Annotated in this window: 16 protein-coding genes; 2 read left to right on the top strand and 14 right to left on the bottom strand. The window is 72.5% G+C overall.

The genetic code is table 11. From position 1 onward, the window contains the following. Nucleotides 1-14: 14 nt before the first annotated feature. The 7 genes from tsaD to glmS are packed head-to-tail and all read right to left on the bottom strand — an operon-like array spanning nucleotide 15 to nucleotide 6162. The gene (tsaD, locus tag G127AT_RS04350; protein ID WP_210900308.1) at nucleotides 15-1121 is read right to left on the bottom strand and encodes a tRNA (adenosine(37)-N6)-threonylcarbamoyltransferase complex transferase subunit TsaD; all 1107 of its coding nucleotides are present in this window, start codon (nucleotides 1119-1121) and stop codon (nucleotides 15-17) included. Continuing rightward, entirely contained in the window at nucleotides 1118-1663 is a 546-nt protein-coding gene (rimI, locus tag G127AT_RS04355; RefSeq protein ID WP_210900311.1) for a ribosomal protein S18-alanine N-acetyltransferase, read from the bottom strand. Before rimI ends, tsaD begins: the two co-directional genes overlap by 4 nt. Then, a complete protein-coding gene (tsaB, locus tag G127AT_RS04360; protein WP_210900314.1) occupies nucleotides 1660-2277 on the bottom strand; it encodes a tRNA (adenosine(37)-N6)-threonylcarbamoyltransferase complex dimerization subunit type 1 TsaB in 618 nt (205 codons plus the stop codon). The genes rimI and tsaB overlap by 4 nt, the downstream gene beginning before the upstream one ends. A 10-nt stretch (nucleotides 2278-2287) precedes the next feature. After that, on the bottom strand, nucleotides 2288-2815 hold the full coding sequence (tsaE, locus tag G127AT_RS04365) for a tRNA (adenosine(37)-N6)-threonylcarbamoyltransferase complex ATPase subunit type 1 TsaE (RefSeq protein WP_210900330.1): 528 nt from the start codon (nucleotides 2813-2815) through the stop codon (nucleotides 2288-2290). Further along, a complete protein-coding gene (gene alr, locus G127AT_RS04370; RefSeq protein WP_210900335.1) occupies nucleotides 2812-3948 on the bottom strand; it encodes an alanine racemase in 1137 nt (378 codons plus the stop codon). The genes tsaE and alr overlap by 4 nt, the downstream gene beginning before the upstream one ends. Continuing rightward, nucleotides 3945-4298 (bottom strand): holo-ACP synthase, encoded by a 354-nt coding sequence (locus G127AT_RS04375; RefSeq protein WP_210900340.1) that lies wholly within the window; start codon nucleotides 4296-4298, stop codon nucleotides 3945-3947. Before G127AT_RS04375 ends, alr begins: the two co-directional genes overlap by 4 nt. A 13-nt stretch (nucleotides 4299-4311) precedes the next feature. Next, nucleotides 4312-6162 (bottom strand): glutamine--fructose-6-phosphate transaminase (isomerizing), encoded by a 1851-nt coding sequence (gene glmS, locus G127AT_RS04380; protein WP_210900342.1) that lies wholly within the window; start codon nucleotides 6160-6162, stop codon nucleotides 4312-4314. Between the two features lie 143 nt (nucleotides 6163-6305). On the opposite strand from glmS, the gene coaA reads away from it, so the two are divergent. Further along, the gene (coaA, locus tag G127AT_RS04385; protein WP_210900345.1) at nucleotides 6306-7262 is read left to right on the top strand and encodes a type I pantothenate kinase; all 957 of its coding nucleotides are present in this window, start codon (nucleotides 6306-6308) and stop codon (nucleotides 7260-7262) included. 108 nt (nucleotides 7263-7370) lie between these two features. Here coaA and glmM read toward each other — a convergent pair whose 3' ends face one another. From glmM to G127AT_RS04405, 4 genes are all read right to left on the bottom strand, one after another. Next, nucleotides 7371-8750, bottom strand: a complete 1380-nt coding sequence (gene glmM / locus G127AT_RS04390) for a phosphoglucosamine mutase (RefSeq protein ID WP_210900348.1) — start codon at nucleotides 8748-8750, stop codon at nucleotides 7371-7373. Nucleotides 8751-8768: 18 nt separating this feature from the next. Further along, nucleotides 8769-9254, bottom strand: a complete 486-nt coding sequence (gene rpsI, locus G127AT_RS04395) for a 30S ribosomal protein S9 (protein WP_210900351.1) — start codon at nucleotides 9252-9254, stop codon at nucleotides 8769-8771. Between the two features lie 35 nt (nucleotides 9255-9289). Then, entirely contained in the window at nucleotides 9290-9736 is a 447-nt protein-coding gene (rplM, locus tag G127AT_RS04400) for a 50S ribosomal protein L13 (RefSeq protein WP_210900354.1), read from the bottom strand. Nucleotides 9737-9870: 134 nt separating this feature from the next. Next, nucleotides 9871-10770 (bottom strand): tRNA pseudouridine synthase A, encoded by a 900-nt coding sequence (locus G127AT_RS04405; RefSeq protein WP_210901832.1) that lies wholly within the window; start codon nucleotides 10768-10770, stop codon nucleotides 9871-9873. Between the two features lie 166 nt (nucleotides 10771-10936). Between G127AT_RS04405 and G127AT_RS04410 the strand changes: the two genes are divergently transcribed. Continuing rightward, complete coding sequence (locus G127AT_RS04410; RefSeq protein ID WP_210900357.1) at nucleotides 10937-12892, top strand: acyltransferase family protein; 1956 nt, start codon at nucleotides 10937-10939, stop codon at nucleotides 12890-12892. 169 nt (nucleotides 12893-13061) lie between these two features. On the opposite strand, the gene rplQ is transcribed toward G127AT_RS04410, so the two are convergent. From rplQ to rpsK, 3 genes are all read right to left on the bottom strand, one after another. Then, a complete protein-coding gene (gene rplQ / locus G127AT_RS04415; RefSeq protein WP_210900360.1) occupies nucleotides 13062-13610 on the bottom strand; it encodes a 50S ribosomal protein L17 in 549 nt (182 codons plus the stop codon). Nucleotides 13611-13655: 45 nt separating this feature from the next. Continuing rightward, nucleotides 13656-14642 carry a DNA-directed RNA polymerase subunit alpha gene (locus G127AT_RS04420; protein WP_210900363.1) on the bottom strand — a complete coding sequence of 329 codons (987 nt, stop codon included), beginning with the start codon at nucleotides 14640-14642 and terminating at the stop codon, nucleotides 13656-13658. Between the two features lie 139 nt (nucleotides 14643-14781). Beyond that, the gene (rpsK, locus tag G127AT_RS04425) at nucleotides 14782-15180 is read right to left on the bottom strand and encodes a 30S ribosomal protein S11 (RefSeq protein WP_210900366.1); all 399 of its coding nucleotides are present in this window, start codon (nucleotides 15178-15180) and stop codon (nucleotides 14782-14784) included. Between the last annotated feature and the right edge of the window lie 4 nt (nucleotides 15181-15184).

Here is a 15184-nt window from a genome sequence, read left to right on the forward strand (position 1 = left end):
GTGCCGGGCCGTGGCTATGCCCCCGGCGACACCGGGTCGACCTGCACCTCGGTCACGGGAAGCGTCGAGTCGGCCCCGAAGCCGAGCGTCGACGGCGGCCGGCCGGCGGTGATGAGGCGCGCCCCGAGGGCGGCGATCATGGCGCCGTTGTCGGTGCAGAGCGAGAGCGGCGGGATGCGCAGGGCGACGCCGGCTTCGGCGGCGCGCGCCTCGGCGACCTCGCGCAGCCGGCGGTTGGCGACGACGCCGCCGCCGAGCAGCAGCCGCGGCACGCCGAGGTCGCGGCAGGCGGCGAGCGCCTTGGTGAGGAGCACGTCGACGACGGCCTCGCGGAAGCTCGCGGCGACGTCGGCGAGCGGCACCGGCTCGCCGGCGTCCTGCCGGGCCTCGACCCAGCGGGCGACGGCGGTCTTCAGCCCCGAGAAGCTGAAGTCGTAGCGGTGGCGCTCCAGGTCCTTCGGCAGGCTGAGCCCGCGCGGGAAGCGGATCGCCGCGGGGTCGCCGCCGACGGCGACGCGGTCGATCTCGGGGCCGCCGGGGTAGGGCAGCCCGAGCACGCGGGCGACCTTGTCGAAGGCCTCGCCGGCGGCGTCGTCGATGGTCTCGCCGAGCAGTTCCACGTCGTCGACGAGGTCGCGGACGAGGAGGAGCGAGGTGTGCCCGCCCGAGACGAGCAGCGCGACGGTGGGCGTTTCGAGCGGGGTGCCGCCGATGAGATCGGCGCCGACGTGCCCGACGAGGTGGTTCACGGCGTAGAGGGGCACATCGAGGGCGAGGGCGAGGGCCTTGGCGGCGCCGATACCGACCATGAGGGCGCCGGCGAGGCCGGGGCCGCTCGTGACCGCGATCGCGTCGAGTTCGCCGAGCGTCACGCCGGCTTCGGCGAGCGCCTGCCGGATGGCGGGGCCGAGCGCTTCGAGGTGGGCGCGGGCGGCGACCTCGGGCACGACGCCGCCGTAGCGGGCGTGCTCCTCCATCGAGGATGCGATGACGTTGGCCAGCAGCGTCTCGCCGCGCACGATGCCGATGCCGGTCTCGTCGCACGAGGTCTCGATCCCGAGCACGAGGGGTGCGGATGCCGGTGCGGCGCCCGCCCCGCCGGCAAGCGTGCCCGCGCTCATCGCCGACGCTCCGTGCGGTCGCCGCCGACGGGGCCCACGTGCCGCGGCGCACCCGGGTCGACGGTGCCGGCGGGCCGGGTCTCGGGGTCGGGGATCTCCAGGCGCATGATGATCGCGTCGATGCCGCCGCGGTAGTAGCGCTTCCGCACCGAGATGCGTTCGAAGCCGAGCGAGTCGTAGAGGGCCTGTGCGACGGGGTTGTCGGCGCGCACCTCGAGGAAGACCTCCTGGGCGCCGCGGCGGCGTGCTTCGGCGATGAGCTGGTGCATGAGGCCGCGGCCGAGGCCGCGCGAACGCGAGGCCGGGGCGACGGCGATGGTCTGGATGTCGGCCTGCGGGGCTCCGGGCGGGGCGAGCACCCCGCCGTAGGCGAAGAGCGTGCCGTGCTGGTCGTCGACGGCGACGAGATAGCGCGTGTTCGGGTCCTCGATCTCGCGGAGCATGGATGCCTGCGACCAGGCGTCGGCCTCGAAGGTCGCCTGTTCGAGGTCCATGATCGCGTCGAGGTCGCTCGCGGCGGCGATGCGCATGAGCACGCTCATCGGCTCACCCGCTTCCCGGTCGAGATCGTGACGTCGGGCGAGCGCAGGTAGAGGGGTTGCGCCGGCGGCAGCTCGCGGCCGGCCTCCAGCGCGCGCAGGGCGAGGATGCCGAGCGCCCCGGCGGGCACGGCGTGCGCTTCGAAGCTCGTGCCGGGCACCTCGGCGAGCTCGGCGCGCGCCACGAGCGCGGGTTCGGCGGTGCGGATCGGCAGCCCCTCGGCATCCACCCCGTCGTAGCGGCTGAACGCGAACTCGCGGCGACGGGCGTCGGTGAGCACGCGCAGCGGGCCGCTGCCGCCCTCCAGGTACCAGCGGAAGGCGACGGCGTCGTGGCTCACCACGGGCAGCAGCGGCCGGTCGATGCCGAGCGCGAACGCTTCGGCGGCGGCGATCCCGACGCGGAGTCCGGTGAACGGGCCGGGGCCCATGCCTGCGGCGACGGCGCCGATGCCGGCCGCGGAGACGCCGGCCTCGGCCAGGGCGTCGCGGATGGCGGGGCCGACGAGTTCGGCGTGCCGCATGGTGTCTTCGGTGCCGGTTTCGGCGAGGACGCCGCGCTCGGGATCGACGACGGCGACGCTCGTGCCGAGCGAGGTGTCGATCGCGAGCAGCATGCCGTCAAGCCTACGCATAGGGGCTGCCCGCCCAGCGCGGCCCGTGGCCCGTGATGCGGAACGTCCGCGGCTCCTCGGGTGCTTCGTCCGCGTCGCCCGCCGCGTCGACATCCGCACCCGCACCCGCACCCGCACCCGCACCCGAGGCATCCGCTCCCGTCGGGCGTTCGATGTCGATGTCGAGCCACGATTCGGCGACGCCGTCGAGCATCCCGGCGCCCCATTCGACGACGACGACCGAGCGGGCGAAGTCGAGGTCGAGGTCGTCGAGCTCGCGCGCGTCGGCGAGCCGGTACGCGTCGACGTGGACGAGCGCGGGGCCGCCGACGAGGCTCGGATGCGTGCGCGCGAGCACGAAGGTCGGGCTCTGCACGGGGCCGCGCACGCCGAGGCCCTCGCCGATCCCGCGCGTCAGGGTCGTCTTGCCGGCGCCGAGCGGGCCGCTCAGCACGAGGAGATCGCCGGCGGCGAGCTCGGCGGCCAGCCGCCGGCCGAGCGCCTCGGTCTCCTCGGTGCCGGCGGCGCGGACGACGATCACGCCGCACCCCCGACCGCGGTGCGCGGCACGCGCGAGCCGATCCGCGTGACGATCTCGTAGCCGATCGTGCCGGCCGCCTCGGCCCAGTCCTCCGCCGAGGGGGCGCCCGTCGCCGGGTCGCCGAAGAGCACGACCTCGTCGCCGACGGCGACCTCGTCGTCGCCCATATCGACGAGGAACTGGTCCATCGCCACCCGGCCGGCGATCCGCCGGCGCCGGCCGCCGATGAGCACCTCGCCGCGGTTCGAGAGGTGACGCGGGATGCCGTCGGCGTAGCCGAGGGGCACGAGCGCGAGCGTCGTGTCGCGCTCGGCGTGCCAGGTGTGGTCGTAGGAGGCGCCCGCTCCGGCGGCGACGCGGCGCACGGCCGCGACCCGGCCGCGCAGGGTCATCGCCGGCACGAGCCCGAGCTCGGCGCTCGTCGTGCCGTCGCCGAAGGGCGGGAGCCCGTAGATCGAGATGCCGAAGCGCACGAGCTCGTAGCGGGCGGCCGGGGTGCCGATCGCGCCGGCGCTCGCGGCGATGTGACGCACCTCGGGGGCGAGCCCTGCGGCCCGAGCCTCGTCGACGGCGCGGTCGAACGCGGCCAGCTGTGCGGCATCCGTCTCGGGCGAGGCGTTGGCGAGGTGGCTGAAGATGCCCGTGACGCGGATGCCGCCGGCGCGCTCGAGCCGGGCGGCGAGGGCGACGGCGTCGGCCCAGTCGCCGGCGGCGATGCCGTTGCGGCTGAGTCCCGTGTCGATCTTCAGGTGCACGCCGATGGGGCCGGGGCCTTCCGCGAGCGCCGCCTCGGCGGCCCGCTCGAGCTGGGCGGCCGAGGAGATGCCGAGCTCGATGCCGAGCCGGGCGGCCGGCCCGAAGTCGGCGTCGGGGTCGTGCAGCCAGGCGAGCACCGGGGCGTCGATGCCGGCCTCGCGGAGCGCCACGGCTTCGGCGAGATCGGCGACGCCGAGCCTGGCTGCGCCGCCGGCGAGGGCCGCGCGCGCGGCATCCACCGCGCCGTGGCCGTAGCCGTTCGCCTTGACGACGGCCATCGTCTCCGCCGGCGCGACGAGTTCGCCGAGGTGCCTGACGTTCGCCTCGATCGCATCGAGGTCGATGAGGGCTTCGCGGAAGGGGCGGGCCGGGCTCATGACGCCTCCTCGACGACGACGAACGCGGTCGCGATGCCGGCGTCGTGGCTCATCGTGACATGGATCCGCAGGCCCCGCTCGGCGAGATGCTCCGCGATCGCCCCGGAGCAGGCGAAGGAGGGCCGGCCGTCGCCGTCCTGCTCGACTCGCATGTCGTGCCAGCGGACGAACGCGGGCCCGCCGAGGGCCTTGATGAGGGCCTCTTTCGCCGCGAATCGCCCGGCGAGCGAGTGGGCCTTGCGATCCCGTTCGCTCTCGGCGAACAGGCGCTCGAGGAGCGCGGGCGTGCGCTCGAGCTGCCGCTCGAACCGCGCGATGTCGACGACGTCGACCCCGATGCCCGCGATCATCCTGCGCTCCGCCCTATTCGACCGTGACCGACTTCGCGAGGTTGCGCGGCTGGTCGACGTCGAGCTCCTTCGCGCTCGCGAGCTCCATCGCGAACACCTGCAGCGGCACGACCGCAAGCAGCGGCTCGAACAGCGAATCGGCCAGCGGGATCCGCAGCACCTCGTCCGCGAAGGGCAGCACCGCCGCATCCCCCGCCTCGGCGATCGCGATCACACGGGCACCGCGCGCACGGATCTCCTGGATGTTCGAGACGACCTTCGGATGCAGGCTCTCGGCGCCACGCGGGCTCGGCACGACGACGAACACCGGCTGCCCCGGCTCGATGAGGGCGATCGGGCCGTGCTTCAGCTCGCCCGCGGCGAAGCCCTCCGCGTGGATGTACGCGAGCTCCTTCAGCTTCAGCGCGCCCTCCAGCGCGATCGGGTACCCGACGTTCCGGCCGAGGAACAGCACCGAACGCGTGTCGGCCATCCAGTGCGCGAGCTGGCGCACCTTCTCGGCCTCGCCGAGCACCTCCTGCAGCTTCTCCGGGATCGCCTGCAGCTCGGCGACGGCCTCCGCCTGCCCGCCCGTCGACAGCGTGCCCCGCACGCGCGCCAGGTGCAGCCCGAAGAGGTAGAGCGCCGTGATCTGCGCCACGAACGCCTTCGTCGAAGCGACCGCGACCTCCGGGCCGGCATGCGTGTAGATCGCCGCATCCGACTCGCGTGGGATCGTCGCACCCTGCGTGTTGCACACCGACACCGTGCGCGCCCCCATCTCGCGGGCGTACTTCACGGCCATCAGCGTGTCCATCGTCTCGCCCGACTGGCTCACCGAGATCACGAGCACATCCGGGCCGAGCACGGGGTCGCCGTAGCGGAACTCGTGGCTCAGCGCGACCTCGACCGGCACGCGCGTCCAGCGCTCGATCGCGTACTTGCCGACCATGCCCGCATACGAGGCCGTGCCGCAGGCGACGATGACGATGCGGCGGATGTCGGTGAGCAGCGCGTCGTCGATCGCCTCGAGCTCGGGCACGACGACCGAACCGTCGTGCGCGCGGCCGCGGATCGTGTTCGCGACCGCCTCGGGCTGCTCGGCGATCTCCTTGGCCATGAAGCTCGGCCAGCCGCCCTTCTCGGCCGCCGAGGCATCCCACTGCACCTCGAAGGGAGCGACCTCGACCGGGGCGCCGGCGAAATCCGTCACCGTGACGGAGTCGGCGCGGATCGCGACGATCTCGTCCTGCCCGATGGCGACGGCGCGCTTCGTGTACTCCACGAAGGCGGCGACGTCGCTGCCGAGGAAGTTCTCGCCGTCGCCGAGCCCGATCACGAGCGGCGAGTTGCGGCGCGCTCCGACGACCAGGCCGGGCTCGTCGGCGTGGACGGCGAGCAGCGTGAACGCCCCCTCGAGCCGTGAAACCGTGCTCCGGAACGCCGCGAGCAGCTCGCCCGTGCGGCGCACCTCGCGCCCGAGGAGCACCGCGGCGACCTCGGTGTCGGTCTCGCTCAGGAACTCGGCGCCTTCGGCGGCGAGCTCGGCGCGCAGCTCCTGGAAGTTCTCGATGATGCCGTTGTGGATGAGGGCGAGCTTGCCGTCGTCGCCGAGGTGCGGGTGCGCATTGACGTCGGTGGGGCCGCCGTGCGTGGCCCAGCGCGTGTGGCCGATGCCCGTGTAGCCCTCGTTGACCGGCCGCGCGTCGAGCTCGTCGACGAGCGCCTGCAGCTTGCCGGCCTTCTTCGCGGTGCCGAGCTCGCCGTGCTCGTCGATGATCGCGACGCCGGCCGAGTCGTAGCCGCGGTACTCGAGGCGGCGGAGGCCGCCGAGCAGCACGTCGATCGTCCGGGCAGGGCCGACGTATCCCACAATTCCACACATGCGGTCGATTGTATGCGGGGCGGACTGTGCGGGCGCTCCGCACGGCATGCGAGCAGGCTGGCAGCGAGCCGTGCCGGAGTGGATGCCCCGGCGCGGCCGGCCCCGCGGCATCCGCACCCCGGCGCCGTGGCTAGACTTGCCGCGTGCCCGAACCGCAGCAGCCGTCGTCGCACGCAAGCCACCTCTCGCCGTTCATCGAACTGAACCGGGCGGACTGGGCTGCGCTCGCGCCGTCGATGCCCTCGCCCCTGCGCGAGACCGAGATCGTGCAGCTGCGCGGCCTCGGCGAACCCCTCGACATGCGCGAGGTCGCCGAGGTGTACCTGCCCGTCAGCCGCCTGCTGAACCTCTACGTCGGCGGCACGAAGGCCCTGCACCGGGCGACGAGCGAGTTCCTGCGCGAACGCGTCGACTCGACCCCGTTCCTCATCGGCGTCGCCGGCAGCGTCGCCGTCGGCAAGTCGACCATCGCGCGCCTGCTGCGCGAACTCCTCGCCCGCTGGGAGCACACCCCCCGCGTCGAACTCGTCACCACCGACGGCTTCCTCTACCCGAACGCGGAACTCGAACGGCGCGGCCTCATGGAGCGCAAAGGCTTCCCCGAGTCCTACGACCGACGGGCGCTGCTGCGCTTCGTGAGCGACGTCAAGGCGGGCGCCGCCGAGGTGCGATCCCCCTTCTACTCCCACCTCGCCTACGACATCGTGCCCGACGCGCACATCACCGTCCGCCGCCCCGACGTCCTCATCGTCGAGGGGCTGAACGTGCTCCAGCCCTCCGGCCCCGGGCACCGGCTCGCCCTCAGCGACCTCTTCGACTTCACCATCTACGTCGACGCCCGCACGCGCGACATCGCGAGCTGGTACGAGTCGCGCTTCCTGAAACTGCAGCGCGGCGCCTTCGCGAACCCGCGCTCCTACTTCCACCGCTACGCCTCGCTCACCGAGGAGCAGGCGCGCGCCCGGGCCCGGGAGATCTGGCACTCGATCAACGAGCCGAACCTGCTGCAGAACATCCGCCCGACCAGATCACGGGCGAGCCTCGTGCTCCGCAAGAGCGCCGACCACACCGTCAACTCGGTGCTGCTGCGGAAGCTCTGACCGCTCGGCGGTCGGGCTCGGCCCCGCCCGCCGTCGGCCCAGGCGTTCGTCGGCCGGTTCAGGCCGCGACTCCGGCCGTCGGCCCGGGATCGGGACGTCCGGCGGCGTTCACGCCCCGCTGTCGGCCTCCAGCGCGAGGCGCTCGCGCACGACCGCGGCAAGCGACTCGGCGTGCTGTTCGGCGACGGACTGCTCCGCGGCCTCGACCATGACGCGCACCATCGGCTCGGTGCCGCTCGGGCGCAGCAGCACCCGCCCGGTCTCGCCGAGCTCGGTCTCGATGAGGGCGACGGCCTCGGCGATGACCTCGTCGCCGCCGAGCGCGTGGTGGTCGACACCGCGCACGTTCACGAGCACCTGCGGGTAGACCGTCATGACCTCGGCGAGCTCGGCGAGGGACTTGCCCGTGCGGGCCATCTCGGCCACGAGCTGCAGCCCGGTGAGGACCCCGTCGCCCGTGGTCGCATGCTCGGTCATGATGACGTGGCCGGACTGCTCGCCGCCGAGCGAATACCCGCCCGCGCCGAGCTCCTCGAGCACGTAACGGTCGCCGACCTTCGTCTCGATGACGCGGATGCCGCGCTCGGCCATCGCCAGGCGCAGCCCGAGGTTCGACATGACGGTCACGACGAGCGTGTCGTCCTTCAGGATGCCGCGCTCCTGCATCGATACCGCGAGGATCGCCATGATCTGGTCGCCGTCGATGACGCGCCCCGCGGCATCCACCGCGAGGCAGCGGTCCGCATCGCCGTCATGGGCGATGCCGACGTCGGCGCCGAGGCGCACGACCGCGTCCTGCAGTCGCTCCAGATGCGTCGATCCGTAGCCGTCGTTGATGTTCAGGCCGTCGGGGTCGGCGCCGATGACCGTGACGTTCGCGCCGGCGGCGGAGAAGGTCTCGGGCGAGACGCCGGAGGCCGCCCCGTGGGCGCAGTCGAGCACGACGTGCAGCCCGTCGAGGCGGTGCGGCAGCGTTCCGAGGAGGTGCACGACGTAGCGGTCCTCGGCGTCGGCGAAACGGTTGATCCGCCCCACGCCGCCGCCGGTGGGCGCGAGCTTCTGCTCACCGAGGAACGACTCGATGCGGTCCTCGACCTCGTCGGGCAGCTTCGTGCCGCCGTAGGAGAAGAACTTGATGCCGTTGTCGGGCGCCGGGTTGTGCGAGGCCGAGATCATGACCCCGAAATCGGCCGGGAAGTCGGCGATCAGGAACGCCGCGGCCGGCGTCGGGATGACGCCGGCATCGAGCACATCGATGCCGGAGCTGGCGAGCCCGGCGGCGACCGCGGCGCCGAGGAACTCGCCCGAGACCCGGGGGTCTCGGGCGAGCACGGCGACGGGCCGACGGCCGGCGGCGCGCACGTAGTCGGCGTGGCGGCCCTGCGTGAGGACCGCCGCCGCCGCCTGCGCGAGGCCGAGGGCGAGGTCAGCCGTGAGTTCGCGGTTGGCCAGCCCCCGGACCCCGTCGGTTCCGAAAAGCCGAGGCATATCGGATGCCGGACCCGATCAGCGCTTCGAGAACTGCGGAGCCTTGCGGGCCTTCTTGAGACCGGCCTTCTTGCGCTCGATGACGCGCGCGTCGCGCGTGAGGAAGCCGGCCTTCTTCAGCGTCGGACGGTTGTTCTCGCGGTCGATCTCGTTCAGCGCACGCGCGATCGCCAGGCGCAGCGCACCGGCCTGACCCGAGGGGCCGCCGCCCGTGATGCGGGCGATCACGTCGTAGGAGCCGTTCAGCTCGAGCACCGTGAACGGGTCGGTGATGAGCTGCTGGTGCAGCTTGTTCGGGAAGTAGTCCGCGAACTCGCGGCCGTTGACGGTGATGGTGCCGGCGCCGGGCACGACGCGCACGCGCGCGATGGCCTCCTTGCGACGGCCCACGGCCGCGCCCGAGACGTTGAGGACGGGACGGGCCGCCGCCGGGGTCTCAGGGGCAGCGGACTCGGTGGTGTAGCTCTCCGGAGCCTGGTCGATCTGGTCTGCGATCTTCGCCATGGTGGTTCTGAATCCTTTTCGCGTCGGCGCCGGGCTTACTGGGCGACCTGGGTGAGGGTGTACGGCTTCGGCTGCTGGGCCTGGTGCGGGTGCTCCGGGCCGGCGTACACCTTCAGCTTCTTGAGCTGGGCGCGACCGAGGGAGTTCTTCGGAAGCATGCCGCGGATCGCCTTCTCGACGGCGCGGACGGGGTTCTTCTCGAGGAGTTCGGCGTAACCGACGGCCTTCAGGCCGCCCGGGTAGCCGGAGTGGCGGTACGCCTTCTTCTGCTCGAGCTTCTGGCCGGTGAGGGCGACCTTGTCGGCGTTGACGATGATGACGAAGTCGCCGGTGTCGACGTGGTTCGCGAAGATCGGCTTGTGCTTGCCGCGCAGGAGCGCTGCGGAGTGGCTCGCGAGGCGGCCGAGCACGACATCGGTGGCGTCGATGACGACCCAGTCGCGCTGGATCTCGTTCGCCTTGGGAGTGTAAGTGCGCGTCACAGGAGTGCTGCTTTCTGATCGAGTGAGGGGTTCGTGAATCCCGCTCCGGTGGAGTGTTCGGCCGCGATGCGGCGCGAACCCCCCGGTGGAGGGCTCAACATCGGGCGCCGCCTGGGCGGCACCAAAGCAATAGCTTAGCCGATCGGCTCCCGGTCGTCCACTCGCGTCGAGAGCTCGCGCCGCGCCCGCGTCCGCTCCGCCCGCGCGGCGAGCTCGTCGTCGGCCGGATACCCGACCTCCGTCAGCACGAGCCCCTTCGCCGGCATGACCTTGAACGCGCTCGTCCGCTCACGGGCGGCCAGCAGGGCCGCCGGATCCGCCGCATCCAGGCGACCCTCGCCCACCGCGACGCAGGCACCGACGAGCGCGCGCACCATCGAATGGCAGAACGCATCGGCCTGCAGCGAGGCGACGAGCACGCCGTCCTCCCGCCGGTGCCAGCGGTACGACTGCAGGGTGCGGATCGTCGTCGCCTCGGCCCGCGGTTTGCAGTACGCCGCGAAGTCGTGCAGGCCCGTGAGCGAACGCGCCGCAGCATCCATCGCGGCCTCGTCGAGACCCACGGGCAGCCACACCGTCCGCCCCCGCTCGAGCGGGTCCCGCCTGGCAGCCGCATCCGCGATCCGGTACTCGTATCGACGCCACACGGCCGAGAAGCGGGCGTCGAAGCCCGCCGGCGCGATCCGCGCCCCCGAGATCACCACATCGTCGTCGGCGGTGCCGAGGATGCCGGTGAGGCGCCGCGCGAGCACACCCGCCGGGTCGGTCCCACGGCCGCTTCGCGCATCCCCCCGCCGCGGACGCGTCACCGCCTCGAGGGCCTCACGCGCCACATCGAGATGGGCGACCTGCCCGAGCGCGTGCACCCCGGCATCCGTCCGCCCCGCCACCACGAGCCGCGGGGCCTCGCCCGCCCGCCGGAACAGGGTGCCGAGGGCCGCCTCGAGCACCCCCTGGACCGTGCGCAGCCCGGGCTGACGGCTCCAGCCCGAGAACGCGGTGCCGTCGTAGGCGAGGTCGAGACGGATCCGCACGATGGATGCCGCGTCGCCGGCTCCGCCAGGCCCGCCCGTGGATGTCTGCACTCCCCCAGCCTAGAGGCGCGAATCTCCCAGCCCCTGTTCGGGTGGCGGCGCCCCCCGCTCGGTACACTGGCCGTTTCATCCCGAACCGCCCGAACCCTCCCGAATCCCCGTAGCCATGCCCGAATCCGCAGCTCCCCCGGCCCGCCCTGCCGGCGCCCGGCGATACCCGGGGCTCGACGGCATGCGGGCGATCGCGGTGACGGCCGTGCTCGTCTACCACCTCTTCCCCGGATGGCTGCCCGGCGGCTTCCTCGGCGTCGACGTCTTCTTCGTCGTCAGCGGCTTCCTCATCACCGGCCTGCTGCTGCGCGAACGCGAACGCGACGGCCGCATCGCCCTCCGCTCCTTCTGGATGCGCCGGATCCGCCGGCTCGTGCCGGCCCTCGTCGCCCTGCTCGCCGTCATCGGCACGGCGGCCTGGCTCGTCGGCGGCGACGTGCAGCTCGCTCTCGGTCGCCAGCTCGCCGGTGCGGCGACCTTCACCTCGAACTGGGCCTCGATCCTCGCAGGCGGCAGCTACTTCGACCAGACCGCCCCGGAGCTCTTCCGCAACCTGTGGTCCCTGGCCGTCGAGGAGCAGTTCTACCTCGTCTGGCCGATCCTGCTGCTGGGGCTCCTGCTCCTGCCGTCCGCGCAACTCCGCGCCGGCGTCGCCGCGCTGCTCGCGGCGGGCTCGGCCCTCCTCATGGCCGTGTGGTTCACGCTCGGCGACCCCACCCGCGTCTACTTCGGCAGCGACACGCACGCCTTCGGGCTCCTCGCCGGCGCCGCCCTCGCGCTCTGGGCGAACGGGCGGGCACCCGTACCGCTCCGCAAGCCGTGGCATCCGGCCGTGCGCCGCGCCGGCACCGCCGCCCTCGCCGTCCTGCTCGGCGGCGGGGTGCTCGTCGCGATGCTCACGCTCGACGACCGGCACCCGGCCGCCTATCGCGGCGGCATCCTCGCCGTGACCGTCGCCGTCGCCTGGCTCATCGACCTCGCCGCCCGCTCGCGGCTCGGCGGTCTGCTCGACGCACGCCCCCTGGCTTGGATCGGGCGCCGCTCCTACGGCATCTACCTGTGGCACTGGCCGGTGTACGTGCTCACGGTCGCGCTGCTGCCGCCCGGCGCCTTCGCCGGGTGGATCGCCCTCGCCGTCACGGTGCTCTTTGCCGAGTCGTCGTACCGCTTCCTCGAGGAGCCCGTGCGGCGCCTCGGCTTCCGCGGTGCCCTCGGCGCCTTCCGGGAACGCATCGGCCGGGCCTCGCTGCCGAAGCGTCTGGCCGGGGCCCTCGTCCCGCTCGGGGCGGCCGCGCTCGTGCTCGGCACGACCCTCGCCCTGGCGACCGAACCGGCGCAGTCCAGCGCGAGCGTGAACATCGAACGCGGCATCGCATCGCTCGAGGCGACGCCGCCCGCCGAAGCGCCGGCCGCCGAAGCCTCGCCGGAGTCGGGCGCCGACGTCCCCCACGAGGGCTCGGCCTCCGGCGACGCACCGGATGCCCGGGCCGGCCTCGGCTGGAACGGTCGCCCGGCCGACGTCCGTCTGGGGCCCGTGCCGATGGCCCCGCGGATGCCCGAGGGCGCTCGCATCACCGCCGTCGGCGACTCCGTCATGCTCGCCGCCGCCCCGGAGCTGCAGGAGGCTTTTCCCGGAATCGACATCGAGGCGGCCGTCTCGCGTCAGATGTGGGCGGCACCCGATCTCCTCCGCGAGCTCGACGCGCAGCACCGTCTGCACGATTACCTCGTGCTCGGGCTCGGCACCAACGGCGAGATCGACCCCGGAACCCTCGACGAGGTGCTCGGCATCATCGGCCCCGATCGGGAGCTCGTCCTGGTCAACGTCTCCGCCGACCGCGAGTGGGTTCCGGGCGTCAACCAGGCCCTCTCCGACTGCGCGCGACGCGAGTTCCGCGTCGGCCTGGCCGACTGGCAGGGCTCGATCGCGCCGCATCCCGACTTCCTGGCCGAGGACATGATCCACCCCGGTCCGAGCGGCGGACGGATCTACGCCGACGCCGTCGGCGCCGCCGTGCTCGACCTCGACGCCGTCGAGCGTCGCCCCCTCGTCGACCTCGTCTCCCGCTGAGCCTCGCCGGTCCGTTCGCCGGCCGCCGGCCAAGTGACGCGAACTGCGCCTCCAGCGCGCGCTGAACAGCGATCCACGTCACTTCGCGGCGCGGACCGAGACGCCGGCAGTCGTCGGGGACGCAGAACGGCCCCGGTGCGATGCACCGGGGCCGTTCCGAACTGCGAGCTTACTTCTCGGCGGCAGCCTCGTCGGCGGCCTCGGCCGGAGCCTCGGTCGACTCGGCGGTCTCCTCGGCAGCGGCCTCGACGGTCTCCTCGGCAGGGGTCTCCTCGACGGGAGCCTCTTCGACCGGAGCCTCCTCGGCGGGCGCCTCGGCCTTGGCGGCGGCCGGCTTGGCGGCGCGCTGCTTCGGGGCGACGGGCTCGAGCACGAGCTCGATGACCGCCATGGGGGCGTTGTCGCCCTTGCGGTAGCCGAGCTTCGTGATGCGCGTGTAGCCGCCCTCGCGGTCGGCGACCTGCGGGGCGATGACGGCGAAGAGCTCGTGCACGACGCTCTTGTCGTGGATCACGGCGAGCACGCGACGACGCGAGTGCAGGTCACCGCGCTTGGCGAAGGTGACGAGGCGCTCGGCGACGGGGCGGAGGCGCTTGGCCTTCGTCTCGGTCGTCGTGATGCTCTTGTGCGTGAAGAGCGCGGCAGCGAGGTTCGCGAGCAGCAGACGCTCGTGGGCGGGGCCGCCTCCGAGGCGGGGGCCCTTGGTCGGCTTGGGCATGGTTCGTTATCTCCAGATGTGGGGGTTGATGCGGCGCGCCGCGAGTCAGTTCTCTTCGTCGAAGCCCGTGTAGAAGTGGGCCCCGTCGAAACCGGGAACCGAATCCTTGAGCGCCAGACCCATTTCGGTCAGCTTGTCCTTGACCTCGTCGACGGACTTCTGACCGAAGTTGCGGATGTTCATGAGCTGCGACTCGGAGAGGGCCACGAGCTCGGAGACCGAGTTGATGCCCTCGCGCTTCAGGCAGTTGTAGGAGCGCACGGAGAGGTCGAGGTCCTCGATCGGAATCGAGAGCTCGCCCGGCGTGACGGCGTCGACCGGCGCGGGGCCGATCTCGATGCCCTCGGCGGCGGTGTTCAGCTCGCGGGCGAGGCCGAAGAGCTCGACGAGCGTGCGGCCGGCCGACGCGAGCGCATCGCGGGGGCTGATCGCGGGCTTCGTCTCGACGTCGACCACGAGGCGGTCGAAGTCGGTGCGCTCACCGGCACGCGTCGCCTCGACGCGGTAGGTGACCTTCAGCACCGGCGAGTAGATCGAGTCGATCGGGATCTGACCGGCCTCGGAGTACTCGTTGCGGTTCTGGGAGGCCGACACGTAGCCGCGGCCGCGCTCGATGGTGAGCTCGAGCTCGAACTTCGCCGACTCATTGAGGGTGGCGATGACGAGCTCGGGGTTGTGCACCTCGACGCCGGCCGGGGCCGAGATGTCGGCGGCCGTGACCTCACCGGAGCCCTGCTTGCGCAGGTAGGCGGTGATGGGCTCGTCGTGCTCGCTGGAGACGACGAGGTTCTTGATGTTGAGGATGATCTCGGTGACATCCTCCTTCACGCCCGGCACGGTGGAGAATTCGTGGAGCACGCCGTCGATGCGGATGCTCGTGACTGCCGCGCCCGGGATGGACGAGAGCAGGGTTCGCCGGAGCGAGTTGCCCAGGGTGTAACCGAAGCCCGGTTCGAGGGGCTCGATCACGAAACGCGACCGGAACTCCGAGATGTTCTCTTCGGTGAGCGTGGGACGCTGTGCGATCAGCACTATGGATTCCTTTCGGCTGAGTGCCCGCTATATGACACTGTGCGAGTTCGAGGATCTTGAGTTGTGTGAGGTCGAACGCCCGGGGCGGGGTGCGGCAGGCGGCATCCACCGCGCCGCACGCCCGCCCACGGGCGTCGACTCAGACGCGGCGGCGCTTCGGCGGACGGCAGCCGTTGTGGGCCTGCGGCGTCACATCGCTGATCGATCCGACCTCGAGGCCGGCGGCCTGGAGGGAGCGGATGGCGGTCTCACGTCCCGAGCCCGGGCCCTTGACGAAGACGTCGACCTTCTTCATGCCGTGCTCCTGCGCCTGACGCGCGGCGGATTCGGCGGCGAGCTGCGCGGCGAACGGGGTCGACTTGCGCGAACCCTTGAAGCCGACGCCGCCCGAGGAGGCCCAGCTGATCACGGCACCGGTGGTGTCGGTGATCGAGACGATCGTGTTGTTGAACGTCGACTTGATGTGGGCCTGGCCCACGGCGATGTTCTTCTTGTCCTTGCGGCGCGGCTTGCGAGTAGCCGCCTTGGGTGCTGCCATGTGT

The sequence above is a fragment of the Agromyces archimandritae genome (assembly GCF_018024495.1).
Taxonomy (GTDB): Bacteria; Actinomycetota; Actinomycetes; order Actinomycetales; family Microbacteriaceae; genus Agromyces; species Agromyces archimandritae.

Coding starts and splice junctions, on each gene's coding strand:
- tsaD (WP_210900308.1), bottom strand. CDS start 1,121: ATGAGCGCGGGCACGCTTGCCGGCGGGGCGGGCGCCGCACCGGCATCC.
- rimI (WP_210900311.1), bottom strand. CDS start 1,663: ATGAGCGTGCTCATGCGCATCGCCGCCGCGAGCGACCTCGACGCGATC.
- tsaB (WP_210900314.1), bottom strand. CDS start 2,277: ATGCTGCTCGCGATCGACACCTCGCTCGGCACGAGCGTCGCCGTCGTC.
- alr (WP_210900335.1), bottom strand. CDS start 3,948: ATGAGCCCGGCCCGCCCCTTCCGCGAAGCCCTCATCGACCTCGATGCG.
- G127AT_RS04375 (WP_210900340.1), bottom strand. CDS start 4,298: ATGATCGCGGGCATCGGGGTCGACGTCGTCGACATCGCGCGGTTCGAG.
- glmS (WP_210900342.1), bottom strand. CDS start 6,162: ATGTGTGGAATTGTGGGATACGTCGGCCCTGCCCGGACGATCGACGTG.
- glmM (WP_210900348.1), bottom strand. CDS start 8,750: ATGCCTCGGCTTTTCGGAACCGACGGGGTCCGGGGGCTGGCCAACCGC.
- rpsI (WP_210900351.1), bottom strand. CDS start 9,254: ATGGCGAAGATCGCAGACCAGATCGACCAGGCTCCGGAGAGCTACACC.
- G127AT_RS04410 (WP_210900357.1), top strand. CDS start 10,937: ATGCCCGAATCCGCAGCTCCCCCGGCCCGCCCTGCCGGCGCCCGGCGA.
- rplQ (WP_210900360.1), bottom strand. CDS start 13,610: ATGCCCAAGCCGACCAAGGGCCCCCGCCTCGGAGGCGGCCCCGCCCAC.
- rpsK (WP_210900366.1), bottom strand. CDS start 15,180: ATGGCAGCACCCAAGGCGGCTACTCGCAAGCCGCGCCGCAAGGACAAG.